Here is a 23,311-nt window from a genome sequence, read left to right as displayed (position 1 = left end):
CAAAAACTTTTCACACCATGCAACGAAATGACTACGCATACAAGTCATTTTAACGACACCATCGTTCTTCACGATGAGTGCTCCCGTGTGGCCTGCCCGTCCTTGATCAGGTCAGCGGCTTTACAGGATGTTTACGCCCCCAATTAAAAATACAACCCGCCGTTTACGCCACCCATCCTACATTGACGTCTCCTCCACTACGGACCGGCCCAAGCCCGTCCCCCGTTTATGAGACCGATCGCCATCCTCCAGCATGAAAGCACCCAGGGCCCCGGTGTCCTGCTGGATCATCTGGAACAACACGCCCTGCCCTATCGCCTGTTCCATCCCGCCGCAGAAGGCGATGCCCCGCGCGATGCCAGCCAGTTTTCCGGCATCGTCACGCTGGGCAGCGACCACAGCGTCAATGAAGACCTGCCCTGGATCCATGCCGAACACGCCCTCCTGCAAGATGCCCTGGCCCGCGACGTGCCGGTGCTGGGCCACTGCTTCGGTGCCCAGCTGCTGGCCCGTGCCATGGGGGCGCAGGTCAGCCGCAACCTCTGCGCCAACATCGGCTGGAGCCCGGTCTGGGTCACGCCGCCAGCACAGCAGCGCATGGGACTGGCACGCCAGGTCACCATCTTCAACTGGCATTACGACACCTTTGAAATTCCCACCGGCGCGGTGCGCACCATGTATGGCAGCCATTGCCTCAACAAGGGATTCATGCGCGGCAAGCAATGGGGTTTCCAGGGCCATCTGGAAGTGACCGAAGAGAGCGTGCGCAACTGGTGTGCGGCCGGACGCGACGAACTGCTGTGCGCACACGGCCCGGCTGCGCAAAGCCAGGCACAGATCCTCGATCATCTGCCCGAACGCATCGCCGCCCTGCGCCTGGTCGCTGACCAGACCTACGCAGCGTGGACGCGACAGTTGGACCGCCCCCTGCGTATTTCGGTACGCAACCCTGCGTATTACGGATGAACCCGGCTGCGCTCAGTGGAACGCAGGATGCGCCCGCAGGCGGCTCACCGCCAGGTCGATGAAGGCGCGCACCTTGGCCGGTGAGCGCCGCCCTTCCGGATAGAGCACGTGGATCGGCAGCGGCGGCTCTTCGAACTCGCGCATGACCCGCTGCAAGCGCCCGGCCTGCAAGTCGGCCGCCACCTGATAGGCCAGCACGCGCGTCAATCCCCAGCCCTGGCGGGCGGTACTGATGGCGGCTTCATTGGTATTGGTCTGCAGCGCCGCATCGACCACCACGCGCTGGCCGTCGGCAAAGCGCCACTCCGGCGAAGCCCAGGCGCTGGTGGACGTGACGATGCGATGCTGCTTGAGATCGGCGGGTGCAGCCGGCGTGCCATGCTGGCGCAGATAGTCGGGCGAGGCACAGATCACGCGGCTGACCGAACCGACCTGGATGGCCGTGAATCCCGAATCAGGCAGATGGCCGATGCGCACCGCCACATCCATGCCCTCTTCCACGATGTTGACCGGCCGATCCACGAAGAAAGTGCGCGCCCGCATGCCCGGATAGAGATCGAGATATTCGGTAACGATGGGCAGCACATGCAACTGTCCGAACAGCAAGGCCGCCGTCACCGACAGCGTGCCCGAGGGCTGGTCGTAATGGCCGGCCGCAGCCGCTTCGGCTTCGGCGATTTCAGCGAGGATGCGACGGCAGTCTTCCAGATAGCGCGCCCCGGCTTCAGTGGTCTTGACCGAACGCGTGGTGCGTACCAGCAGCCGTGCACCGACCAGTTCTTCCAGCCCCGCCACGGTGCGGGTGACCACCGGCGCACTCAACTGCATCTGCCTCGCCGCCTTGGCGAAACTGGCGGTCTCGGCCACTTGCACGAAGATTCGCATTGCCAGCCATCGGTCCATGAGCCTTCCTTCCCTGCCTGTCGGAGAAGGTCGCATTATGCCCTCTTCAGCGGCATCAGGACGGAGGACTTGCCAAGGCCTTCATATCACCCTCACAGCGCCAGTTCCAGGCGCGGTGCATCGGTTCCGGAGGGCTTGGCCGGGCGCGCACAGCACAGCAGCACTTCGCCTTCGCCCACGCTGGCCTGCGGCGGCTTCAGGTAAGTCACTTCCCCGGCCAGTAAGCGGGTGCGGCAGCTGCCGCAGTGGCCTTCGCGGCAACTGAACTCCGGCGACAGGCCGCGTGCTTCGGCCAGCTCCAGCAAGCTGCCGGAATCCGGCGTCCAGCGGGCTTCCTTGAGGCTTTCCATGAAGATCACCGGGACAGCCGTGTCCGCCACCGGTGCCAGCGGCACTGCCGCCGCGACGGTGTTGCCGGTGCGGGCGAGCGAGGCCGGACCAAAGGCTTCGGCATGGATGCGCTCATCGCTGATGCCGAAGCCGCGCAAGCCGTCGTAGAGCCCCTGCATGAAGCCGCCCGGACCGCACAGGTAGAACTCGTAATCGCCAAACGGCAGGCTGCGCGAGAGCAGGTTCATGTCGATACGGCCGGCGGCATCGAACGCGTCGCCCTCACGCGCGCCGGTGGTGTCACTGAGTACGCGAACCAGTCTCACCGCACCGCGCGAGGCCGCCACCAGCTCGGCCAGCTCGGCGTCGAAAGCGCGCTCGCCCAGCGTGCGTGCGGCATGAAACAAGATGGCCGGGCGCATGCGCTGGCGGCGCACTCCTTCCTGAACGATATGGCGCAGCATGGCCATCATCGGCGTAATGCCCACGCCACCGGCCAGCAGCACCACCGGTCTGTCCGTGGCGGTATCGAGCGTGAAGTCTCCCGCCGGGGCACGCGCCTCGATGCGGTCGCCCTCGCGCAGCTGCGCATGCAGGTACTGTGATACCACGCCCTCGCGCTTGACGCTGATGCGGTAATGCCCCTCATGCGGTGCCGACGACAGGGTGTAGGTGCGGATCAAAGGCGCGGCCCCGGCCTCGGTACGCACCCGGATCGGCAGGTGCTGGCCAGGCAACGCCGGCAGCAGCCCGGCGCCATCGTCGGCCACCAGGTGGAAGGAGCGGATGGTCTCGCTTTCCTGCACGATGCGCGCCACCTTCAGGCTGCGCCACTGGCCCGCCAGGGATTGGGCGCGCAGGCGCTCGGCGGCTTGCTGCCAGTCCCCCGTCATCAGCGCATAGGGCGAAAAGGCTTGCGCCTGGAAGGCCCAGCGCAAGGCCAGCGCCGCACGGCGGCGCACGATGCGCTGCGGACGGAAAGTCCACAGGCGCTCGGCGCCCTCGAAGGCGGCGATCTCGGGGGAATCGAGGATCACCTCGGCCTGCCCGGTCATCTGCAAGACATCGCCCGAGGCATAGTCCACAAAAAGCAAACCCGCACGGCCGTTGAGCACGATGTTGCCCAGGGTCGAAAAGAACAGGTTGCCGTTGAAGTCCGGCACGGTCAGCACGCACTCTGCATCGACCCGGACGAACCCCGGCTTGCCGCCCCGATGGGAGACATCCACCTGGCGCCGCCCTTCCAGGTCGGCATAGGTGGCCACGAAGAAGGCATCGGCGCCGGCGATCAAGGCCAGGGCCGGTGCGTCCAGTGCGGACAGCGTCTCGCCCTGCCCGGTGTGCGCTTCGGCCGGCTCACGGGCAAAGGAATAGTCGCGCAGCTGGATGTAGCGCGGGCAATTGCCGAAGCTCTGGTCCACCTGCACGCGCCATCCGTCGGCCAGCGGTGCGAGCACACCATTCATGCGATTGCGGCGGCGCGTGTGCATCTCGATGCCGAGCAGGCCGACCGGCGCCCCTGCGGCCATGCCAGCGGCGGCCGGGTCTTCGGGCGCGGGATGGGCGTGCATGTCCAGCTGGGTCGGCGCAGGCGAGGCCAGGAAGCCGGGATGGCCTTCAAGGAACGTCGCCCACGCATCGCCCGACGGATCGACACTGCCCAGCACGATGAAGGGCAACTGGCCGTAGAAATCGCGGTGCTGCTCGGGCATGAAGTCGCGTATCACGCGCTGGCCTACGGATTCCATCTTGTCGGCCACGCCGAGTTGCGCTTGCAGCTGCTTCTCGCCGGCATGCCAGACGGGGGACTTGGGGGATGCACTCATGGCGGACCTCTCGAAAAGAAACTGCAAACACGCGGCGCGGGATGACGTGACTATTGGAAAACTCAGGCCTGCGCCGCGCGCAGACCCGCAGCCGTCCTCGGGAAGGGCACAAAGCCCGGCAGTGCCTCGATCCCTTGCAGCAGGCGCAGCACCGACGGGTAGCCGCTCAGGTCGACATTGCCTTCGGGTGCCGCCACCAGGTAGCTGTAGACAGCCACATCGGCGATGGTCGGGTGATCGGCGGCCAGCCATGCGCGGTTTGCCAGATGCTGTTCCATGCGACCCAGCAGCAGGTGGGCGCGCTGGATCACTTCTTCCGGATTGAAACGGGCGCCGAACACGGTAATGAGGCGTGCGGCAGCCGGACCATAGGCCAGCTCACCAGCGGCCACCGACAGCCAGCGCTGCACGTTGGCGGCACCCTGGGCATCCTCGGGCAGCCAGTCGGGGCGGCCCGCCTTCTTGGCCAGGTAAACCAGGATGGCGTTGGAGTCGGCGATAACGACATCCCCATCTTCCAGCACCGGCACCTGGCCGAAGGGATTCAGGGCGAGGAAGGCCGGCTGCTTGTGGGCGCCAGCGGCCAGGTTGACTTCGATCAGCTCGGCCTGCAGGCCCAGGAGGGAAGCGAACAGGACGGCACGATGGGCGTGGCCGGACAATGGGAAATGATGGATCTTCATGACATGGCTCCTGGTAGGTTGGCTCGGTCAGGAAGGTGTTCCTTGACCGTGATGCCAGTGTGGAGCCAAGCGCGGATGAAGAGAATCCGTACCGTCGGCACTTCTTTATTGCACAGGGAGGAATAATGCGGCGGAAATGAAAACGGCTTCCGGCAAGAGCCGAAAGCCGTCAGGTGCCGACGCCGGATCAGGGGATCCGGCGCATCCGTTCAGAAATGCGCATTGCCCGCGACCGGCGCAGCGCCGCCACGCGGGCCGTAGCGCAGGGTCAGCAAGGTGCCGAGACTGATGGCGACGACGGCGAAGATCGGTCCGCCCAGCGCGCCCACATGGTCCACCAGCACGCCGCCGCCGATCGCGCCGCTGGCAATGGCCACCTGGAACGCCGCCACCATCAGGCCGCCCGCGCCTTCGGCATGGTCCGGCGCGGCGCGCACGATCCAGGTCTGAAAGCCCACCGGGAAGGCACCGAAGGCAAAGCCCCACAGCGTGATGGCGATGGCCGCCACCACCGGCGAACTGCCGGCCACCCACAGGGAGGCCGCCAGCAGCGCGATGAGCGTGCCGCCGCTGACGATGGCATAGCGTTCGCTGCGCTCGGCGATGAAGCCACCGGCAAAGTTGCCGAAGAAGCCGCCCACGCCATAGCCCAGCAGCACCGCCGAGATGGTCGCCACCGACATGTGGGTGATCTGCTCCATCAGCGGGCGGATGTAGGTAAAGCCGGCAAAGTGCCCGGACACCACCAGCAGCACCGCCATCAGCGCCACCCGCACATCCTTGCGGCCGAGCAGTTCGGCCAGCACCTTGAGGCTGGGATGGTCCTTGGGCGGCAGGCGCGGAATCGCGATCCACTGGATGGCGAAGGCCACCAGGCTGACCACGCCGGCGGCAATGAAGGCGCTGCGCCAGCCCCACAGGTTGCCCATGTATGCACCGATGGGCGCTGCGCACACGGTCGCCACCGAGACCCCGGTGAGGATCAGCGACATGGCCCGGGCGAACAGGTGATCCGGCACCAGGCGCATGGCCAGCGCCGCCGCCATCGACCAGAAGCCGCCCAGCGCCACGCCCAGCAGCACGCGCGCCACCAGCAGAACCGGCAGATTGGGGGCCAGCACGGCCATGAGATTGGAAACCAGCAGCAGCAGGGTCAGCATCAGCACCACACGCTTGCGATCGATGTTGCGGGTCAGCAGCGGGATGCTGGGCGCAGCCACGGCACCGACGATGGCGGTGGCCGTGACGGCCTGGCCGGCAGCGCCATCGGAGACGTGCAGGTCGGTGGCGATGGCCGTCAGCAGGCTGGCGGGGAGGAATTCAGCGGTGACCAGGCTAAAGACGCCCAGCGCCAGGCTGGCAATGCCGCTCCAGTTGGCCGGGAGGTCTTGCGCTGCCTTGTGGGCAGGGGCCGCAGAGGCGCTGGCCGGGGCCGCCGTCTCGGTCAGCGGGGCCTCGATGATGCCGGGGTTGGACATGGGAAAACCTTTCTTGTGACGTTTCATGACTGGGTAGCGCAGTCTATGGTTAAATGTCTGGACTTTCCATGCCGATATTTCGCAAAGATATGACTATTCGTCCAAATCTCCCGGAAATCACTGAGTGCGCCCCCAAGGAGCGTCCCGCCGAGGGCGTCGATCCCCTGACCGAAATCCTGCTGGGCCTGCGGCTCGATGGCGTCGAGTACGCGCGCTACGTGCTGCACGAGCCCTGGGCGGTGGCCTTCCCGGCGCGGCGCGAGGCGACCTTCCACTTCATCGCCCAAGGCAGTTGCTGGATGCAGGTCGGCCAGGACGACTGGCTGCAGCTCAATGCGGGCGATGCGGTACTGCTGCCGCGCGGCTCGGCGCATGCGCTGGCCAGTGCGCGCGCCCTGCCGACGGTGGAGATCGGCAAGCTGGCCCGCAAGGCGGTGGCGGACAATCTGTTCCTGGTCGATGACAGTGCGCATGCCCGATCCGATGCTGCCCCCGCGCCGCCGACGCACGTGGTGTTCTCGGGTACGCTGCGCTTCAACCTGGACCCGCTGCACCCGCTCTTGATGATGATGCCCGAGGCCATGCGCGCCTGTGACCTGGCCCAGCGCGATCCGGCGGTGCTGGCCCTGCTCGATGCGATGGAGCGCGAAGTGGCGCTCAACCGCATCGGCGGCTGCGGCATCCTGGCGCGCCTGGCTGACGTGCTGGCCGCCAGCATCATCCGTGGCTGGGTGGAATGTGCCTGCAGCGATGCCAGTGGCTGGATCGCCGCAGTACGCTGCCCGCTGGTCGGACGGGTGCTGGCGGCGGTGCACCAGCATCCGGAACGCGACTGGTCGGTCAATGAACTGGCGGCCTTGATGGGGGCCTCCCGTTCCAGCTTCATCGAGAAGTTTTCGGCCACGGTGGGGGAGACGCCGGCCAAGTACGTGGCCCGCGTCAAGATGTTCCAGGCGCGCCACTGGATCGCCCGCGACGGCTTGCGGGTGGCGGTGGTGGCCAACCGGCTGGGCTACGATTCGGAAGCATCGTTCAGTCGCGCTTTCAAGCGCATCATCGGCCATCCGCCCAGCGCGGCGCGGCTAGCCTGAGAGCCATACGGGGCCTGCGTTTTCACCCCGATTTTGCGCAGCAGAAATATTGCCTGAAGGGATGTGTGAAGAAGCCTTCATTTCCCCCTGTACGCGCCCATTCCGCTTGGCTATGATCGCCAGAGGGGACTAGCCTGCCGGGGCAGGCGGATAGCAAAGCGCAAGGGGACGCTATGCATTATCAGATCGTGCACGCCTTCGGAGCCGGAGTGTATTGCGTCTTCATCGCGCTGTTCCTGCTGGCGGCGCGCATCCCGCGCACACCGCCCGGTGCCAACTGGTTTGCCGCCGCCATCAGCTGTGCCCTGCTGGGCCGGCTGGCGGTGCTGTATCTCACGCCGCTGGGTGAACTGGCGCTGGCCAATCCGGTGTATGGCAGTTTCCTCATCCTGGAAAAGGTGCTGCTGGTGATGGGCTTCGTGCGCTTCTTCGATCTGCAGCAGAGAACGCTGCTGGTGCGCGCCGTGGGAGTGGCGGCAGTCGCCGCCGGGCTGTGGATGCTGTGGTCCGACAACCAGCTGGCGCTGCCGCTCATCAAGAGCACCAGCTATGCCCTCTTCAACGTGTTCGCGCTGGGCAGCCTGTCGTGGATGATCCTGCACGACAAACTCGACTGCCCGCCGCTGATCCGCCGCTGCATGGCCACGGCCTGTATTGCGCTGACGCTGCACTGGGCCAGCGGCGGGCTGATCGGACACTTCTATCCGCCCTGGCTGCGCTACGGCTTCCTGCTGGGCACGGCACTGGTAGCGCTGCAGTACACGAGCCTGCTCACGGCCATTCTGGCGCTGTTCCACCGCCGCCTGATCCAGGCCGAGGCCAAGGCCCTCAAAATGGCCTTCAAGGATCCGCTCACCGGCCTCTACAACAAGCATTTCATGAACAACCTGTTCGACCAGGCGCTGCTGCTGGCCACCCGTCCGCATCATCTGGTGGCGGTGTATTACATCGATCTGGACAACTTCAAACCCGTCAACGACCAGGCCGGCCATGCGGTCGGCGACAAGGTGCTCATGTGCGTGGCGCAGCGGCTCAAGGAAGCGGTGCGCAGCACCGACATCTGCGCACGCCTGGGCGGGGATGAATTCACCGTGATCGCCACCCAGCTGGAACGCCAGGACCAGGCCCCGGAAATCGCCAAGAAGCTGCTGGCCAAACTGGCGGCCCCCATCGAGGTCGGGCACCAGCAATTCGTCCTGGGCGCCAGCATCGGCATCAGCCTTTATCCCAGCCACGGGCAAGACCTGTCACGCCTGCTGGAGCAGGCCGATGCCGCCATGTATCACGTCAAGCACCGGGGAAAGAGCGGATATGAACTTTACACCGCAGGATAAGGCGCAGAGCGCCTGTCAGAAGCCCACTTGCAGCCGCATGGTGAAGGTACGCGCACTGAGGGTGGCATTGGAACCGAACAGGTAGGCGGCCTCGTATTTCACGAACTGATGCCCCATGCGCAGCGTGCCGAACAGCGCCGGTCCGGCGCGATGCGACTGCTGATCGCGCGAGGCCCAGTGATCCCATCGTCCCAACTCGCCGAAGCCCTGCAGCCCGAAGTTGAACCAGGGCCGCCAGTGCTGACGCACCTGCCATTGATAGACCAGTTGTGTCGGCCCGTTCTGCTGGCTGCGGTAGTCCCGCTGCAGGAACAGGTTGGCGTTGAACTGCGTGCGCCACCATTCGGTTTGCAGCGCCGGCCCCCACTCCAGTGAATAGCCGTCGCGCTGGCTGTTGCGATACTGGCCGACATCAGTGTGGATGGCCAGGTCGAAGGGATATTCCCCTTGCGTGAGCAGGACATCGTTCTGCCAGTTCATGCTCAGCATCTGCGTGCCCTGCACGGCATCCTGCTGGGTCACGCCATACAGCTCGGTGTACCAGCGCGAATTGACGCCATAAGCGATCCCCAGCTCGGGCGAGCCGATCGGCGGGCCGACGCTGGCCTTGGCGTTCCAGTACTTGTAATCCAGCGTCCACTGGCCGGGGTCGGAATAGACGCTGACCAGGTAGTAGCCGGTGCCGGCCTGCGCCGGCCGCACCCCGGCGGCCAGCAGCAGCACGGCCAGCACCAGGCCGGCACGCCCGTTGCGCTTGTGCATCACTGGCTCCGGAGTCAGCGGGCGGGCAGGCCCTGGATGAACTGCGTCAGCTCGCGCACGTAGAAGCGCGCCATGCCGGTGGTGCCATGGCCACGCGTCTCGGCGCTGGCCGGGATCAGCAGCAGCTGTGCGCCCGGCACGTCCTTCAGTGCGGCCTGCATGATGCCGGTCTCGGGCGGGTTGCGTTCATCGTCGGCGGAATTGATGGCCAGCACCGGCACCTTGATCTTCGACAGACCCGGCGCGGCGTTGTAGTCGGCCGAGGAACCCCACTGGTAGATGAAGTCATTGGCATCCGCCGTCACCGGCGCGGCCAGGCGCTCATCGACCAGCTTGTCGGCCTGGGCATGGGTGCCGGCGATGGCCTGGTAGGCCAGCGTGCCGCCATTGGTGGCGAAGACGAACATGTTGTTGGCCAGGCGCAGCGACGGCGGCTGGGTGGTGTAGTTGCCGTTGTTCCAGGCCGGGTCCTGCTTGATGGATTCGACCAGCATGCGCCGCATCATCCAGTTGCGGCTGGCCATTTCGCTCGGCTGCGAGGCCATCGGTACCAGCCCATCGGCAAAGCCGGGATAGGTGCCGCCCCAGATCCAGGTCTGCATGCCGCCCATGGAATTGCCGATGATCAGGCGCAGATGCGAAATGCCCATGCCTTCGGTCAGCATGCGGTATTGCGCCAGCACCATGTCGTCATAGTTGTATTGCGGGAAGGCCGCGCGCAGGCCGTCCGAAGGCTTGGTGGATTTGCCCACGCCGATGCCGTCCGGAATGATGATGAAGTACTTGCTGGCATCCAGCGGCTGGCCTGGGCCAAAGAGCTGGCCGCCGAAATCCTTGGACAGCATCGCACCGGCGCTCTGGTAGGTGCCGTGCAGCACCAGTACCGCGGGGTTGCTGCGCTCGCCCAGGGTGACATAGTGCAGGCGCAGGTTGTCCAGGGTCTGGCCGTTATGGAACTGGAAGCGCGGTGCCACCCAGCTGCCTTCGACCGGCTTGGGCGGTTCGGCGGCGTGCAGCGGAACGGCCGCCAGCAGCAGCGTGGCGGAGGTGAGCAACAGGCGGGCGGCCCGGCGCAGGCTTGAAGTCAAAGTCATGAGGTTCTCTGGTCCGATTATTGTAAAAATTACACGCCCTCTCACCCTCTTCCCAAGGGCTGGTACGGCGCAGGCCAGAGTATGTAACAACTGTAAGAGAACGTGTTGCAACTCGAATCTTTTCGAGATCGAGCTGGTCTATTGCCATACCCGCTCTCGCAAGCACGGCGCCCTCGGGCAGCATGCGCGAGCCGGACCCTCATTCAAAAAACTTCGGGAACAAGTCTTTATTTACGATCAGGAAAAAATCATGAAAACACTTCACAAGATCGCTGCCATTTCCGTCACTGCCATCGCGCTGACCGCCATGACCGGCTGCAGCAACATGAGCACCCGCGACAAGAACACGGCCATCGGCGCCACCGTGGGTGCCGTCGGCGGTGCCATCCTCACCGGTGGCAGCGGCATCGGTACGGCTGGTGGTGCCGCCGTGGGCGGTGTGATCGGTCACCAGATCGGCCGCTGATCCCGTCAAGTTTCGTCAAGTTTGCGCGGCGACGGCCGCAGCAGCTTCGCCAGGGCGGCCTTCGGGTCGCCCTTGTCGCGTCTGAAGCACGTAATGGCAGGCACCGCTAGACCGCCAGGAAGCCGCCATCCACCGGCACCACTGCCCCGGTCAGCATGGCTGCATCCGCCGACAGCAGCATGGCGATGCTGCGCGCCACGTCCTCGGCGGAGGCGAAGCGCTGCAAGGGATGGCGCACCATCATCGGGGCCGACTTGGCCGGATCGCTCCAGGCTGCCTCGGCCAGTTCGGTCAGGGTGATGGTGGGAGCGACCGCATTGACGCGGATGCCATGCGCGCCCAGTTCCTTGGCCAGCACCCGCGTCGCCCCTTCCAGACCGGCCTTGGAGGCGGCATAGCACAGATGCTCGGCAAAGCCGCGATGGCCCGCAATGGAAGTGATGTTGACGATGGCCCCGCCGCCACCGGCCGCGATACGCGCACGGGCGAAGGACTGGCAGGTGATGAGGGCCGCGCGCAGGTTCACCCCCAGCACGGCTTCATAGCCTGCATCGGTCATCTCGGTACTGGATTGCAAAACGTTGATGCCGGCGCTGTTGATGAGGAAGTCCGCAGTACCGGCCTGCTCCATGGCGCGCCGGGCAGCGGCCGGATCGGCCAGGTCGACCTGCACCGAGCGTGAGCCGATTTCTTCGCGCAGGCTGGCCAGGTCGCTGGCGGTGCGCGACAAGGCGATCACCTCGGCACCGCGCTGCGCCATCAAGCGTGCGCAGGCGCGGCCTATGCCTTTGCCGGCCCCGGTGATGATGACCGATGTTCCTGAAAATTCCATCTGCTTGTCTCCATTCAGTGAGACGCTGTGGCCGGCGCGGACTGCGCCGCCAGCAGCGGGGCCAGGCTGTCGCGTACCTCGCGCGCCAGTTGCTGGCTCTTGAGAAAGGCCTGGTAACGCGCCTCATGCAGGCGGCCGATGGCCTCCCCTGTCGGCGCATTGCGCCCGGCCACGCTGGACATGGATGCCATGGCGGTCTGCAGATCGGCATGCGTGCCCGCTGCGACCGCCGCCAGCATGGCCGATCCCAGCAGCACCGGCTCAGGACAGGCGGTGATTTCCACCGGCAGGCCGGTGGCATCGGCCAGCAGCTGGCGCGTCAGCGGATGCGTACCCGCGCCGCCCGAGACCGAAATGCTGGCGATGCGCACACCGCATGCCGCCTGCGCTTCGATGATCTGGCGCAGGCCATACCCCAGGCTGCACAAGCCGGCGACGTAGAGCGCCACCAGGCTGTCGATGTCGTGTTCCATGCCCAGCCCCAGCAGCACGGCACGGGCCTGCGGATCGGCCAGCGGCGAACGGTTGCCGAGGAATTCCGGCACCACGTTGATCTGTCCCGCCAGCCAGACTGCCTGCGCCGGCTGCGCCACCGAGGCCAGCGCGCGTGCGGCCAACCACTGCGGCAATTCCATTCCCTCGGCAGCGGCCAGCTGGCGCGCTTGCGGCGTAGCCGGATGCAGCGTCAGCAGATGATCGATGGCCGCACCCGCGGCCGACTGTCCGCCTTCGTTGAGCCACATGCCGGGGGCCATGGCGTTGTAATACGGGCCCCACACACCGGGCACGAAGACTGCCTCGGCATTGCTGGTCATGGTGCAGGACGATGTACCGAACACATAGGCCATGCAAGCCGCTGCATCCTCCGCACCACCGCGCGCGGCGACCGTGCCGACGCCACCCGCATGCGCATCGATCAGTCCGGCCGCCACCGCGATGCCGGGCCGCAACTGCAATTGCTGCGCAGCCTCGGGCGACAAGCCGCCATTCAAAGCGGTACCGGGCCACACCACTTCCTGGCCGATGCGTGCAAAGCCTTCCTCGGCCAGATCGCCCAGGCCGATGCGGCGGAAGTAATCCGCATCCCAGCGCCCTTCATGGGCAAGATAGGTCCACTTGCAGGTCACGGTGCAGGACGAGCGCTGCAGCGAACCCGTCGCCTTCCAGGTCAGGAAGTCGGTGAGATCGAAGAACTGCGCAGCACCGTCATAGACCTCCGGCAGATGCTCCTTCAACCACAGCAGCTTGGGCGTTTCCATCTCCGGCGAAATCACGCCGCCCACATAGGACAGCACCGCATGTGCGCCCGCATTGATGCGCTGCGCCTGCTCCAGCGCACGGTGATCCATCCACACGATCACATCGCGCTCGGGATGGCCGGCATCGCCCACGCCGGCCGGCGCGCCTTGCACCACCAGCGAACAGGTGGCATCCACACCGATGCCGGTGACGCTTTCCGGATCGATGCCGGCCCTGGCGACGGCGCCGCGCACCGCATGGCATACCGCATCCCAGATCTGGGCACTGGATTGTTCGACGCGCGCGCGGCGCTCGTCGCGGAAGAGATCGATGTCATGTTTCGCACTGCCACACAGCTTGCCGCTGCGATCAAATACGCCGGCCCGGGCCGAGCCGGTGCCGACATCGATGCCGATCAGATAGGTCTCCATCTTTCCTCGCTGGTTTGGAAAAGGGCCACCTGCCGCGTTGTCTTGCTCACACGCGATCGAAATTGGTGGGGAGCACGAGCATATCGCGGATGGTCACATTGCGGTTGCGGGTCAGCATGTACTCGATCGCATCGGCCACCTCCGAGGGCTCGATCAGGCTGCCCGATTCCTTGGCCTTGCGCAGGTTCTCTTCCGGCCAGTCGGCCAGCAGCGCCGAGATCACCGGGCCGGGTGAGACCTGTCCGACGCGCACGCCATGCGGGATCATCTGGCGCCGCATGGTCTGCACGAAGCAGGTGACGGCCCATTTGGAACCGGCATAGACCGGCTCCCAGTAAGTCGGGAAATGCCCGGCCACCGAGCAGGTGACGATGATGTCGCCGGTCTTGCGCGCGATCATGTGCGGTGCCACGGCATGCACGTTCTTCATCACCGCATTGACGTTGAGGTTGAGCATCTTGTCGATGGCCTCGGGCGTGGTATCGACCAGCTCGCCGCCGATGTAGGTGCCGGCGTTGCAATAGAGGATGTCGATGTGGTCTACCTTGGCCAGGATCTCCGGCACCATCGCCGCGCAGCTGTCGGCGTCCAGCAGGTTGGTGACCTGCGGGATGGCCTGCGGACCGAGGCGGGCCGCCAGTTCGTCCAGGGCCTTGGCATTCCAGTCCACCATCACCACGGTCACGCCATTGGCCAGCAGTTTTTCGGTGGTGGCCAGGCCGATGCCGGAGGCGGCACCGGTGATGACGGCGATCTTGCCTGCGAGAGATTGGGGCATGTTCTGTCTCCTTGTGAATGAAATCAAGTATGAAAAAAAGGAATGGAAATGCTCAGCGCCATTCCCGTGCGATATAGATGGCCAGCAGGATGATCACGCCGCGAATGATGTCCTGCAGGTAGGGATTGATGCCCATCAGGTTCAGGCCATTGTTGAGGATGCCCAGCAGCACCGCGCCGATGAGCGTGCCCACAACCAGCCCGCGCCCACCGGCGATGGCGGTGCCACCCAGCACCACGGCAGCAATCGCATCCAGTTCAAAACCCACGCCCGCATTGGGCTGGCCCGACATCAGGCGGCCCGTCAAAATGATCGCGGCCAGGCCCGAGGTGAAACCGGAAATCGCGTACACCGCCAGCTTGATGCGCGTGGTCTTCACGCCCGACAGACGCGCCGCCATCTCGTTGCCGCCGATGGCATAGACATGGCGGCCGAAGGGCGTACGCTGCAGCAGCACCCAGGCCAGTGCATAGACCACCAGCATCAGGATCACCGGCACCGGGATCATGCCGATGCGGCCCACGCCGAACCACGAGATCCAGCCCGGCAAACCCGAGATCGGATAGCCGCCCGAGTAGATCAGCCCGACCCCGCGCGCCACGCCCATGGTGGCCAGCGTGACGATGATGGCCGGCATGCGGCCCCAGGCCACCAGTGCGCCGTTGAGCAGGCCGATGCCTACGGCCAGTGCGATGCCGGCCAGCAGCGCGACCGGCGCGGGCAGGCCGCTGTTGACGATCAGCCCGGCCGACAAGGTACCGGCCAATGCCATGGCCGCACCGACCGACAGATCGATGCCGCCGGTGAGGATGACGAAGGTCATGCCCACGGCGAGGATGCCGACGATGGACACCTGGCGCAGCACGTTGAGCCAGTTGGAGACGGTGAAGAAATTGTCCGAGGCCAGCCCCATCAGGAGCGAGACCACGACCAGCCCGGCCAGCGGCAGTGCCAGCGGTGAATGGATCAGGGCGCGCCAGCGCGCCTGCGATGAGGCGCGCACGGGGGCGCTGCCCAGGGTATTGGCTTCATGCTGCATGGTGGAGTCTCCCGGTGGTGGCATGGGTCATGATTTCTTCGGCGGTCACGGCATCCCCTTCGACGGTGGCAACGATGCCGCCGCCCTTGAAGACGCAGACCCGGTCGGACATGCCGACCACCTCCGGCAACTCGGAAGAAATCATGATGATGGAATAGCCCTGCGCGGTGAATTCGCGCATGAGCTGATAAATCTCGGCCTTGGCACCTACATCGATGCCGCGTGTGGGTTCATCGAAAATCAGCACCTGCATGTTGTGATTGATCCAGCGCGCGATCACCACCTTCTGCTGGTTGCCGCCGGACAGCGTATCGACCCGCGCATGCGCATCCGGCGCCTTCACGCGCACGCGCTGCATGGCGATGCGGGTCGCTTCGGCTTCGCGGCGGCGATCTAGGAACAGGCCGCCGAAGCGATACTTGCCGTAATTGTTCAGCGAGATGTTGTGCAGGATGGGGAAGCTGGTGATGAGTCCCTGCTCCTTGCGGCTTTCCGGCAGCAGGCCGATGCCTGCTTGCAGAGCTTGTGCCGGATCGGCAAAGCGCAGCGGCACACCGTGCATGGAGAGCTTGCATTGCACCGCCGGATGCGCGCCCAGCATGGCCAGCACGGTCTCGGTGCGGCCCGAGCCGACCAGGCCGGCAAAGCCCAGGATCTCGCCGCGCCGCAACTGGAAACGTGACACCGGGCCATTGCGCTTGAGCTGCAAGGCCTGCACTTCCAGCACCACGTCGCTTGCAGGGACGGCCGTCGCCTTGGGCGGGAAGCAGTTCTCGATGCGCCGCCCCACCATCATCTCCACCAGACGCGCCTGGTCCACTTCACTCACGGCACAGCTGCCGATGTACGCACCATCGCGCAGCACGGTAATGCGGTCGCAGATCTCGAAGATTTCTTCCAGGTGGTGCGAGATGAAGATGATCGCCACGCCCTGCTCACGCAGGCCGCGCATCACCTTGAACAGGTGCTCGACCTCACCGGGCGTGAGGGTCGCGGTCGGTTCGTCCAGCACCAGGATGCGGGCATCAAGCGCCAGCGCTTTGGCGATCTCGACGAACTGCTGCTGCGCCACCGAGAGCTTGCATACCGGTACGTCCAGCGGAATTTCCACGCCCAGCTGTGCGATGATCTGCGCCGCGCGGCGCTTCATGGCGGCACGCTGCAGCAGGCCGAACGGACTGCGCAACTCGCGTGCCAGGAACATGTTGTCCACCGCATCCAGATAAGGGATCAGCGAGAATTCCTGGAACACCACGCCGACACCGGCGGCGATGGCCTCGTGATAGCTGGCAAAACGGCAGGCCTGTCCATCGATGCGGATCTCGCCCGCATCGGGTGTGACGATGCCGCACAGGATCTTCATCAGCGTGGACTTGCCCGCGCCGTTCTCGCCCAGCAGGGCGTGCACTTCACCGGCGCGCACCTGCAGGTCGACGCCGCGCAGCACCGTCACCGGGCCGAAGTTTTTCTTGATACCAGTCAGTTGGAGCATGGCTGCCTCCATCAAGGGAAAGGAAGGCGCGACGGACGAAGGCCGCCGCGCCAGCGGCTTACCAGCTGAAGCCGGCCGCGTTCTTCTTGGTCACCGGCATGACGTCGATGGGCACTTCCTTGGGCACCACGCGTGCGCCCCACTTTTTGGCCAGCGCCATGGCCAGTCCCACGCGCACCTGGTCACGCGGGAATTGCGCGGTGGTCTCGATGAAGGGGCCGCCATCGGCAATGGCCTTGACGGCTTCCGGCGCACCGTCCACCGAGGTCAGCTTGATGTCCTTGCCGCTGCCCTGGATGGCGGCCAGCGCGCCCATCGCACCGCCGTCATTGACCGAGAAGATGCCCTTCAGGTTGGGACGCGACTGGATCATATTTTCCACCACGCCCAGCGCCACCGAGCGGTCCTGGCGGCCGTTCTGGGTAGCCACCAGCTTGATGTCCTTGTATTCACCGAGGGCCTGCTTGCAGCCTTCCACGCGCTGCAGGATCGGCACCACGGGAATGCCGTCGAGGATCGCCACTTCGCCCTTGCCACCGATGGCATCGGCCAGTGCGCGGCAGGACTGGTAGCCGGCATCCTTGTTCTTGGAACCGACGAACATGTCCACCGGACCGGCGGCATTGGCATCGACCGCCACCACGATCACGTTGCGCGCCTTGGCGGCTTTGACTGCGGCTTCCACGCCGGCGGAGTCGGTCGGGTTGATGAGCAGGATGTCGATGTTCTGCTGCAGCATGTCTTCGATGTCGGCGATCTGCTTGGCCACGTTATGGGCAGCATCGGTGACGATGACCTTGGCACCGAAGGACTTGGCCGCATCATCGAGGGCCTTTTTCATCGAGACGAAATACGGGTTGTTCATTTCCTGGAAGCTCATGCCGATCTTGAGCTTGGACAGTTCCTGGGCGCTCGCCGGTGCGGTGAATGCCACCAGCGTGGCGGTGGACAAGGCCAGTGCGGTCAGTGCTTTCTTCATTGCAGTCTCCATTGTTGTTGGTGTGTGCTTGATGACGGGATTACCCGGCATGCTCGTTGCGAAGTGACAGGCAACACCTGTCCTGTTCCGGAAAGCGGGGGCTTTCCTGAATGCGTTTTTCCCTGGCGAGGAAATTTTTAAATGATTTAAATGATTTAAGTGATTTACGGCGTGCGTCCGACGCTACCCGGTCGCGGCAAAGAGGCCGTTGCTGGCAAAGGTATTGCGAAACTCCGAAGGCGACATGCCCTTGATCTTCTGGAAGTGGCGGTTGAAATTGGAGAGATTGGAAAACCCGGTCTCGTAGCAGATGTCGGTGATGCGTGCTTCCGGATTGTTGAGCAGCGCGAGACAGGCCAGGTCCACGCGCAACTGGTTCTTGTAGCGCACCAGCGTGGTTCCCGTGTGGCGCTTGAAGGCGCGCGAGAAGGTGCTCAGGTTCTGCCCCACCATGTCGGCCAGGTCCTGTTCGCCGATGTCATCGGTGAGGTGTTCGCGCAGATAGGCGATGGCGCGGTTGAGCCCGCTGCTGTTCACGCCCGACAGGTCGAGCTTGTAGGAAAGACTGGCCAGCACTTCCGGCTCGGGCGAATTGGCCAGTACGTCGAGGATTTCCCAGAACAGGGCGAGGCGCTTCAAGCCGCGCTGGTCGATCAGACGCTGCATCAGCGGGCGCACCGTGTCGCTGGTGGCGGCATCGAACAGCAGGCCGCGATGGCTGCGTTCGAGCAGCGGCATGATGGCTTCCATCTCGGGGATGCTGGCGGCGCATTGATCCACCAGCTGCTCGGGGAACTGGATCACCAGCGAGCGCACGGGGACCACCTCATCGCGGCCGATGTCGGAAATCCAGTTCTGCGGAAGATTGGGGCCGGTCATCACGAGCTGGCCCGGCGCGAAGTCGCCGATGTGGTCACCGACGTAGAAACGTCCCGAGGTCGCCACCACGAGGTGGATCTCGTACTCCGGATGGTAGTGCCAGCGCACGGTACGGAAGGGGTAGCCGTGCATCCATGCCGCAAAGGATTCGCCCTTGCGGATATGGACCAGTTCCAGGTCGGGCTGCATCGTGTCTCCTCTCAATCGAGAGCATTTTCCTTATTGAAACTGACAAATCGCTGTTGTCAGTTTTCATCATGTGCTGCATCTTAGTGCCCCTCTGGCTGCGGCTTCTACATCACCAGCGCGGAAGGACTGATACTTTTTTGCGCAAGAAGGGGTGGAGAATGAAATACGATGCCGCGCAGCAAAACGGCCCTGCAAAGCAGGGCCGTCGTGTCGGTCGGGATGGCTGTATTACACCGAACGCATCAATCCGCCATCGACCTTGATGTTCTGGCCGGTGATGTAGCCCGCACCGGAGGAAGCCAGGAAAGCGATGGTCGCGGCCACTTCCTCGCTGGTGCCATAGCGCTGCATGGGCACGCCGGCGCGGCGTTCCTCACGTTGTGGCAGGCTGTCGATCCAGCCCGGCAGGACGTTGTTGATGCGGATGTTTTCCGGCGCGTACTTGTCGGCGAAGAGCTTGGTGAACGCGGCCAGCCCGGCACGAAATACGGCCGAGGTCGGGAACATGTCGGAGGGTTCGAAGGCCCAGGCCGACGAGATGTTGATGATGGCCCCGCCACCCTGCGCCTGCATCAGCGGCGTCACCAGGCGCGTGGGACGGACGACGTTGAGCAGGTAGGTATCCATGCCGCGATGCCAGTCTTCGTCGGTGATGTCGAGGATGGGAGCGCGCGGACCATGGCCGGCGCTGTTGACCAGCACATCCACGCGGCCCCAGCGGGCCACGGCCTGGTCGACCAGTGCCTGCAGGTCGTCCACAGACTGGTTCGAGCCGGTCACGCCGATGCCGCCCAGCTCGGCGGCCAGCGCCTCGCCACGGCCGGAGGAAGACAGGATGCCGACCTGGAAGCCATCGGCCGCCAGGCGGCGCGCGGCGGCGGCACCCATGCCGCTGCCGGCGGCGGTGATCAGGGCTACTTTGCTGCTCATGGAAACTCCTTGTGGATAAGTGATCTTGCCGCGCGGAAAATTCGACCTCTCGCACGGGATTGGCGATTGTAGTTCGTGTCGATGCCGCGTGCAGGGGACGAGAAGCGCAATGGATGATCCGGAATTTGTCATGTCCCTGTTGCATTTCTGGGGCATCATCGCGCACCATTGCGCAGCCCGGCCCTCGTGCGGCCTCATGAACGTACCGGAAGTCCCATGCAAATCATCGCCAACATCAATCTCGAATCCCTGCTCGATACCTCGATCAGCCTCACCGCCGCCTTCATCCTGGGTGGCCTGATCGGGCTGGAACGCCAGTACCGGCAACGCACTGCCGGCCTGCGCACCAATGTGCTGGTGGCCCTGGGCGCGGCGGTCTTCGTCGACATGGCCAATCGCATGGGCGGTCACGAAGGGGCGGTGCATGTGGTGGCTTATGTGGTTTCGGGCGTGGGCTTCCTTGGCGCGGGCGCGATCATGCGCGAGGAAGGCAATGTGCGCGGCATCAATACTGCGGCCACCTTGTGGGGCTCGGCCGCAGTGGGAGCAGCGGCGGGGGCCGACCTGATCCTGGAAGCGATCCTGGCCACCATCTTCGTGCTGGCCGCCAATACCCTGCTGCGCCCGGTGGTCAACACCATCAACCGCAAGCCGCTGGATGTGCCTTCGGTGGAAGTGACCAACACCATCCACCTGATCGTGGAAAGCGCGCACCAGAAGCGCGTGCTCATGGCCGTCACCGACATGCTGGAACAGAGCCGCCATCCTACGCATGGACTGGATGTGCGGCCCTTTACGGAGGATGAAGTGGAAATCGAAGCCACCCTGGCGGCGACCTCCGTGGATGGCGATGAACTCGATGCGCTGGTGGAACGTCTGCTGGCCTTGCCTGCCGTGAAGCAGGCGTTCTGGACGCCGAGCACGACGGATTGACGGCAAGTGCGCGGCGGTCAACTTATAATTCCCTCCTGCAAGAACAAGGAGTTCGCCATGCCTCAAACCACTTTCCTGCTACGCCCGCTGCGCAACATCGCCGCGATCCTGACCCTGATTCCTGCACTGGCGCTGGCCGCCGGCGCTGAGGCATTGACGTTCGACAACGTCAACTACGTGCATCGCTGGTCAAAGAATGGCCAGAACGAATTTACGCCACCTGCGGAAACGGACTTGAACCACTGGACCGACATGGTCACCATCAATGTCGTCGAGCAGGCCACCGACGGCGACAAACTGGCGCAGCTTGCCAACCTCGTGCTCAAGCGCTACCAGGCGGCGGGCAAGGTGGTCCGCATCAATTCGCTGCCCCGCTCCGACACCCGGCCCGCCGAACACTACATCGCAGCAGTGCTGGGCAATCCGGGTTTTCTGGAGGCAGTCTTCGCGCGCTTCGTGCTGGTGGAGGGGACGGGTTTCATCCTCATTCATTCACATCGGATCTATGGGCAGCAGGCTGGCAACGACATGGCGCAATGGTTGCAAGCCAATGGGCCGCAGCAGGAAGCGGCCTTGATGGCGTGGAATGCGATGCCCTCATTGCAAGCCTTGCGGCAGTTGCCGCAGAGCGCGCAGTAGGTGCATCCGGCATGGCCCTTAGAGTCGGACCTGCAGTCAGTCGCTTGATTCCGTTCCTGACTGGCACCCGGTACGCGAATCGACAGGCGGCATTGTGGAATTAATTTCCACACACGGGGCATTGAGAAGTTGCCAGCTCCGGGCAGAACAGACCAGACGCGCCATCAATAAGTGGTCGCCCTGAACTTCCCCCGCAACCACTTCACCGGCCCGCCAATGACCGGCAATTTCTGCCACAGCTCTTCAGCCGCATCCCAGTAATCGCGATGCTCGGTCACCAGGCCCGCCGCATCGAAGCGGAAATGCGTCGCCCCCAGCACCGTGTAGAAGCGGCCCTTCAGCCGAAACTCGAAACGCCAGGTGGCAAAGGCCTGCTCACCCTGCCCCATGCGTTCCAGAATCACGAAGCGCGGATCCTCCGTGGTCTCGAACATGTGCGCAAAGATGGCGCGGATGGATCGCAGGCCCTTGATGTCATTGAAAGGATCCTTGAACAGAGCCTCCGGCGAATAAAATTCCCCAATCCGTTCCAGGCTGCTGCGATCCAGCGCGCCATACCAGTCCAGCAAGCGGTCAAGATGCTGCATGGTCAGCTCAGCATGAAGCGCTGGAACAGCATGAAGCGCAGCCGGAACGGCAGCAGGCGCAGTATCTTCAGCCAGGCCGTGAAGCGCCGTGGGAAGTGGATCTCGAAGCGGCCTTCGGAGATTCCGCGCCAGATGGCGGTGGCCGCCTGCTGCGGCGTCTGGATGGCCGGCATGGGGAAGTCGTTCTTGTCGGTCAGGTCGGTCTTCACGAAGCCCGGATTGACCAGATACACGTTCAATCCCTTGGGCCGCAAATCGCTATAAAGAATTTCCGCAAGATTGATCAGCGCCGCTTTTCCTGGACCATACACGGTCGCTCCCGGCAGCCCCACATAGCCGGCCACGCTGGCCACCAGCGCGATGCCGCCGCTGCCACGTGCCAGCATGTCGGGCAGCGCCGCACCCAGCGCCGAATACACACTGGCGACGTTGGTGCGCAAGGTGTGCTCGGCTTCCTCCTCCTGAACCTCCCATGTGCGCTCCGGGCGATACTTGGCCGCGCAGAACACCAGCAGGTCAACACCGCCGAAGGCCTCAACGATGCGCGCATGCTGGTCGCGCCAGGCATCGTGGCAAAGCACATCCAGCGGCGCGATGAAGGCATTCTTGTGGGCTGCCGCGACCTCCTGCAATACGTCCGCACGGCGCGCCGACAAGGCCACGCGGGCACCTGCCTGCAGCGCCTGGCGCGCCAGTTCGGCACCAATGCCGCTGGAGGCACCGACCAGCCAGATGCGCAGGCCGCGCAGGTCACTGACCGGCTGGTTCATCGGGCCGAACAACACGGCGGGGCGCGAGATCGGAGCACGCTCGCCGGCGGCTCCGGCAGCCTCCTTGGGCAGGGGCTTGGACTGGGTATTCATACACCCTCCTTGCGGAAGAACAACGTGACCTGGCCCACTTCCACACCAAACTTGCTCATGCTGGTGCGGTTGATGAGGGTGCGTTCATCCATCTGGTACATCCAGTCATCCATCTGGACTTCGTATTGCTTGTCATTGACCGGCAGCAGCAGCGTGTAATTCCAGTGCAAGGCATTGCCGGCGGTGTGACCGATGGCCTCGCCGATGACGTCACCGGCACGGCCGCGCCAGCTGTTGTCGGGCTGGCGCACCAAGGTCCAGACGCGGGTCTGGGTCTCGCCGTCGTCATAGCGGAAACGCTCGTCCAGCGTCAGCGTGTTGCCGTCCACGGTACCGGTCACGACCACATGGAAACGCCGCGCCACTTCGCCACCGCGCTTCTGGAACATGCCCCAGGCCTCAGTGCGGCCCTTGAAGAACACCGCCGGATCGAACACCGGCGTCTTGGCGGCGTAGTCCGATATCTGCTGCGAGGCGCAGCCACCGAGCACCAGCGCCAGCAGCGCCAGCGCGATCCCCTTCCACAGCCGCGCGGGCAGGCCCGTGCGCATCAGCTTGGCATTCATGA

General features: G+C 64.6%; 23 protein-coding genes. 6 read left to right on the top strand and 17 right to left on the bottom strand.

Going from position 1 to position 23,311, the window contains the following annotated elements:
- Positions 1 to 228 precede the first annotated feature (228 nt).
- Positions 229 to 966 carry a type 1 glutamine amidotransferase gene (locus J2X56_RS16050; RefSeq protein ID WP_121044287.1) on the top strand — a complete coding sequence of 246 codons (738 nt, stop codon included), beginning with the start codon at positions 229 to 231 and terminating at the stop codon, positions 964 to 966.
- 12 nt (positions 967 to 978) lie between these two features.
- On the opposite strand, the gene J2X56_RS16045 is transcribed toward J2X56_RS16050, so the two are convergent.
- The 4 genes from J2X56_RS16045 to J2X56_RS16030 all read right to left on the bottom strand — a co-directional run bounded on the left by J2X56_RS16045 (position 979) and on the right by J2X56_RS16030 (position 6,186).
- The gene (locus J2X56_RS16045) at positions 979 to 1,869 is read right to left on the bottom strand and encodes a LysR family transcriptional regulator (RefSeq protein ID WP_121044290.1); all 891 of its coding nucleotides are present in this window, start codon (positions 1,867 to 1,869) and stop codon (positions 979 to 981) included.
- 92 nt (positions 1,870 to 1,961) lie between these two features.
- Positions 1,962 to 4,025: a pyridoxamine 5'-phosphate oxidase family protein gene (locus J2X56_RS16040; RefSeq protein WP_121044293.1), complete on the bottom strand. Its 2,064-nt coding sequence runs from the start codon at positions 4,023 to 4,025 to the stop codon at positions 1,962 to 1,964.
- 62 nt (positions 4,026 to 4,087) lie between these two features.
- Positions 4,088 to 4,708, bottom strand: coding sequence for a glutathione S-transferase family protein (locus J2X56_RS16035; protein WP_121044296.1), 621 nt, complete (start codon positions 4,706 to 4,708; stop codon positions 4,088 to 4,090).
- A gap of 209 nt (positions 4,709 to 4,917) precedes the next feature.
- Positions 4,918 to 6,186, bottom strand: coding sequence for an MFS transporter (locus tag J2X56_RS16030; protein WP_310160860.1), 1,269 nt, complete (start codon positions 6,184 to 6,186; stop codon positions 4,918 to 4,920).
- 89 nt (positions 6,187 to 6,275) lie between these two features.
- Here J2X56_RS16030 and J2X56_RS16025 point away from each other — a divergent pair, with 89 nt between their 5' ends.
- Positions 6,276 to 7,277: an AraC family transcriptional regulator gene (locus tag J2X56_RS16025; RefSeq protein WP_310160858.1), complete on the top strand. Its 1,002-nt coding sequence runs from the start codon at positions 6,276 to 6,278 to the stop codon at positions 7,275 to 7,277.
- 173 nt (positions 7,278 to 7,450) lie between these two features.
- On the top strand, positions 7,451 to 8,611 hold the full coding sequence (locus J2X56_RS16020) for a GGDEF domain-containing protein (protein WP_039789058.1): 1,161 nt from the start codon (positions 7,451 to 7,453) through the stop codon (positions 8,609 to 8,611).
- A 15-nt stretch (positions 8,612 to 8,626) separates the two neighbouring features.
- Here the strand turns inward: J2X56_RS16020 and J2X56_RS16015 are convergent, their stop codons facing one another.
- Both J2X56_RS16015 and J2X56_RS16010 read right to left on the bottom strand, forming a co-directional pair.
- Complete coding sequence (locus tag J2X56_RS16015; RefSeq protein WP_121044305.1) at positions 8,627 to 9,373, bottom strand: hypothetical protein; 747 nt, start codon at positions 9,371 to 9,373, stop codon at positions 8,627 to 8,629.
- Positions 9,374 to 9,387: 14 nt separating this feature from the next.
- Positions 9,388 to 10,467 (bottom strand): alpha/beta fold hydrolase, encoded by a 1,080-nt coding sequence (locus tag J2X56_RS16010; protein ID WP_121044308.1) that lies wholly within the window; start codon positions 10,465 to 10,467, stop codon positions 9,388 to 9,390.
- A gap of 250 nt (positions 10,468 to 10,717) precedes the next feature.
- Here J2X56_RS16010 and J2X56_RS16005 point away from each other — a divergent pair, with 250 nt between their 5' ends.
- A complete protein-coding gene (locus tag J2X56_RS16005; RefSeq protein WP_006465163.1) occupies positions 10,718 to 10,933 on the top strand; it encodes a glycine zipper 2TM domain-containing protein in 216 nt (71 codons plus the stop codon).
- A gap of 106 nt (positions 10,934 to 11,039) precedes the next feature.
- Here J2X56_RS16005 and J2X56_RS16000 read toward each other — a convergent pair whose 3' ends face one another.
- From J2X56_RS16000 to J2X56_RS15965, 8 genes are all read right to left on the bottom strand, one after another.
- Entirely contained in the window at positions 11,040 to 11,765 is a 726-nt protein-coding gene (locus tag J2X56_RS16000) for an SDR family oxidoreductase (RefSeq protein ID WP_134137198.1), read from the bottom strand.
- A gap of 14 nt (positions 11,766 to 11,779) precedes the next feature.
- Positions 11,780 to 13,435 (bottom strand): FGGY-family carbohydrate kinase, encoded by a 1,656-nt coding sequence (locus J2X56_RS15995; protein WP_121044310.1) that lies wholly within the window; start codon positions 13,433 to 13,435, stop codon positions 11,780 to 11,782.
- Between the two features lie 46 nt (positions 13,436 to 13,481).
- The gene (locus tag J2X56_RS15990) at positions 13,482 to 14,213 is read right to left on the bottom strand and encodes an SDR family oxidoreductase (RefSeq protein ID WP_121044313.1); all 732 of its coding nucleotides are present in this window, start codon (positions 14,211 to 14,213) and stop codon (positions 13,482 to 13,484) included.
- Positions 14,214 to 14,265: 52 nt separating this feature from the next.
- Positions 14,266 to 15,276 (bottom strand): ABC transporter permease, encoded by a 1,011-nt coding sequence (locus J2X56_RS15985; RefSeq protein ID WP_375163941.1) that lies wholly within the window; start codon positions 15,274 to 15,276, stop codon positions 14,266 to 14,268.
- A complete protein-coding gene (locus tag J2X56_RS15980; RefSeq protein WP_121044319.1) occupies positions 15,242 to 16,744 on the bottom strand; it encodes a sugar ABC transporter ATP-binding protein in 1,503 nt (500 codons plus the stop codon). Before J2X56_RS15980 ends, J2X56_RS15985 begins: the two co-directional genes overlap by 35 nt.
- A gap of 58 nt (positions 16,745 to 16,802) precedes the next feature.
- Positions 16,803 to 17,723: an ABC transporter substrate-binding protein gene (locus J2X56_RS15975; protein ID WP_134221530.1), complete on the bottom strand. Its 921-nt coding sequence runs from the start codon at positions 17,721 to 17,723 to the stop codon at positions 16,803 to 16,805.
- Positions 17,724 to 17,906: 183 nt separating this feature from the next.
- A complete protein-coding gene (locus J2X56_RS15970; protein WP_034340275.1) occupies positions 17,907 to 18,791 on the bottom strand; it encodes an AraC family transcriptional regulator in 885 nt (294 codons plus the stop codon).
- Between the two features lie 228 nt (positions 18,792 to 19,019).
- Positions 19,020 to 19,721 carry an SDR family oxidoreductase gene (locus J2X56_RS15965; RefSeq protein WP_310160849.1) on the bottom strand — a complete coding sequence of 234 codons (702 nt, stop codon included), beginning with the start codon at positions 19,719 to 19,721 and terminating at the stop codon, positions 19,020 to 19,022.
- Positions 19,722 to 19,937: 216 nt separating this feature from the next.
- Here J2X56_RS15965 and J2X56_RS15960 point away from each other — a divergent pair, with 216 nt between their 5' ends.
- Both J2X56_RS15960 and J2X56_RS15955 read left to right on the top strand, forming a co-directional pair.
- The gene (locus J2X56_RS15960) at positions 19,938 to 20,654 is read left to right on the top strand and encodes an MgtC/SapB family protein (RefSeq protein WP_121044325.1); all 717 of its coding nucleotides are present in this window, start codon (positions 19,938 to 19,940) and stop codon (positions 20,652 to 20,654) included.
- 57 nt (positions 20,655 to 20,711) lie between these two features.
- Entirely contained in the window at positions 20,712 to 21,293 is a 582-nt protein-coding gene (locus J2X56_RS15955; RefSeq protein ID WP_209567807.1) for a hypothetical protein, read from the top strand.
- Positions 21,294 to 21,457: 164 nt separating this feature from the next.
- On the opposite strand, the gene J2X56_RS15950 is transcribed toward J2X56_RS15955, so the two are convergent.
- Genes J2X56_RS15950 through J2X56_RS15940 form a run of 3 tightly spaced genes read right to left on the bottom strand, consistent with a single transcriptional unit; the run spans position 21,458 to position 23,309 of the window.
- Positions 21,458 to 21,880 carry a nuclear transport factor 2 family protein gene (locus J2X56_RS15950; RefSeq protein WP_039789077.1) on the bottom strand — a complete coding sequence of 141 codons (423 nt, stop codon included), beginning with the start codon at positions 21,878 to 21,880 and terminating at the stop codon, positions 21,458 to 21,460.
- A gap of 2 nt (positions 21,881 to 21,882) precedes the next feature.
- Positions 21,883 to 22,743: an SDR family NAD(P)-dependent oxidoreductase gene (locus tag J2X56_RS15945; protein WP_034340269.1), complete on the bottom strand. Its 861-nt coding sequence runs from the start codon at positions 22,741 to 22,743 to the stop codon at positions 21,883 to 21,885.
- The gene (locus J2X56_RS15940; protein ID WP_121044334.1) at positions 22,740 to 23,309 is read right to left on the bottom strand and encodes a DUF3833 domain-containing protein; all 570 of its coding nucleotides are present in this window, start codon (positions 23,307 to 23,309) and stop codon (positions 22,740 to 22,742) included. Before J2X56_RS15940 ends, J2X56_RS15945 begins: the two co-directional genes overlap by 4 nt.
- Positions 23,310 to 23,311: the final 2 nt, after the last annotated feature.

The sequence above is a fragment of the Herbaspirillum sp. 1173 genome, assembly GCF_031455335.1.
Classification (GTDB): Bacteria; Pseudomonadota; Gammaproteobacteria; order Burkholderiales; family Burkholderiaceae_D; genus Herbaspirillum; species Herbaspirillum huttiense.
The sequence above is the reverse complement of the archived record's forward strand: the minus strand, read 5'-3'. Positions and strand labels throughout refer to the sequence as shown.

Coding starts and splice junctions, on each gene's coding strand:
- J2X56_RS16050 (WP_121044287.1), top strand. CDS start 229: ATGAGACCGATCGCCATCCTCCAGCATGAAAGCACCCAGGGCCCCGGT.
- J2X56_RS16045 (WP_121044290.1), bottom strand. CDS start 1,869: ATGGACCGATGGCTGGCAATGCGAATCTTCGTGCAAGTGGCCGAGACC.
- J2X56_RS16040 (WP_121044293.1), bottom strand. CDS start 4,025: ATGAGTGCATCCCCCAAGTCCCCCGTCTGGCATGCCGGCGAGAAGCAG.
- J2X56_RS16035 (WP_121044296.1), bottom strand. CDS start 4,708: ATGAAGATCCATCATTTCCCATTGTCCGGCCACGCCCATCGTGCCGTC.
- J2X56_RS16030 (WP_310160860.1), bottom strand. CDS start 6,186: ATGTCCAACCCCGGCATCATCGAGGCCCCGCTGACCGAGACGGCGGCC.
- J2X56_RS16025 (WP_310160858.1), top strand. CDS start 6,276: ATGACTATTCGTCCAAATCTCCCGGAAATCACTGAGTGCGCCCCCAAG.
- J2X56_RS16020 (WP_039789058.1), top strand. CDS start 7,451: ATGCATTATCAGATCGTGCACGCCTTCGGAGCCGGAGTGTATTGCGTC.
- J2X56_RS16015 (WP_121044305.1), bottom strand. CDS start 9,373: ATGCACAAGCGCAACGGGCGTGCCGGCCTGGTGCTGGCCGTGCTGCTG.
- J2X56_RS16010 (WP_121044308.1), bottom strand. CDS start 10,467: ATGACTTTGACTTCAAGCCTGCGCCGGGCCGCCCGCCTGTTGCTCACC.
- J2X56_RS16005 (WP_006465163.1), top strand. CDS start 10,718: ATGAAAACACTTCACAAGATCGCTGCCATTTCCGTCACTGCCATCGCG.
- J2X56_RS16000 (WP_134137198.1), bottom strand. CDS start 11,765: ATGGAATTTTCAGGAACATCGGTCATCATCACCGGGGCCGGCAAAGGC.
- J2X56_RS15995 (WP_121044310.1), bottom strand. CDS start 13,435: ATGGAGACCTATCTGATCGGCATCGATGTCGGCACCGGCTCGGCCCGG.
- J2X56_RS15990 (WP_121044313.1), bottom strand. CDS start 14,213: ATGCCCCAATCTCTCGCAGGCAAGATCGCCGTCATCACCGGTGCCGCC.
- J2X56_RS15985 (WP_375163941.1), bottom strand. CDS start 15,276: ATGCCACCACCGGGAGACTCCACCATGCAGCATGAAGCCAATACCCTG.
- J2X56_RS15980 (WP_121044319.1), bottom strand. CDS start 16,744: ATGCTCCAACTGACTGGTATCAAGAAAAACTTCGGCCCGGTGACGGTG.
- J2X56_RS15975 (WP_134221530.1), bottom strand. CDS start 17,723: ATGAAGAAAGCACTGACCGCACTGGCCTTGTCCACCGCCACGCTGGTG.
- J2X56_RS15970 (WP_034340275.1), bottom strand. CDS start 18,791: ATGCAGCCCGACCTGGAACTGGTCCATATCCGCAAGGGCGAATCCTTT.
- J2X56_RS15965 (WP_310160849.1), bottom strand. CDS start 19,721: ATGAGCAGCAAAGTAGCCCTGATCACCGCCGCCGGCAGCGGCATGGGT.
- J2X56_RS15960 (WP_121044325.1), top strand. CDS start 19,938: ATGCAAATCATCGCCAACATCAATCTCGAATCCCTGCTCGATACCTCG.
- J2X56_RS15955 (WP_209567807.1), top strand. CDS start 20,712: ATGCCTCAAACCACTTTCCTGCTACGCCCGCTGCGCAACATCGCCGCG.
- J2X56_RS15950 (WP_039789077.1), bottom strand. CDS start 21,880: ATGCAGCATCTTGACCGCTTGCTGGACTGGTATGGCGCGCTGGATCGC.
- J2X56_RS15945 (WP_034340269.1), bottom strand. CDS start 22,743: ATGAATACCCAGTCCAAGCCCCTGCCCAAGGAGGCTGCCGGAGCCGCC.
- J2X56_RS15940 (WP_121044334.1), bottom strand. CDS start 23,309: ATGAATGCCAAGCTGATGCGCACGGGCCTGCCCGCGCGGCTGTGGAAG.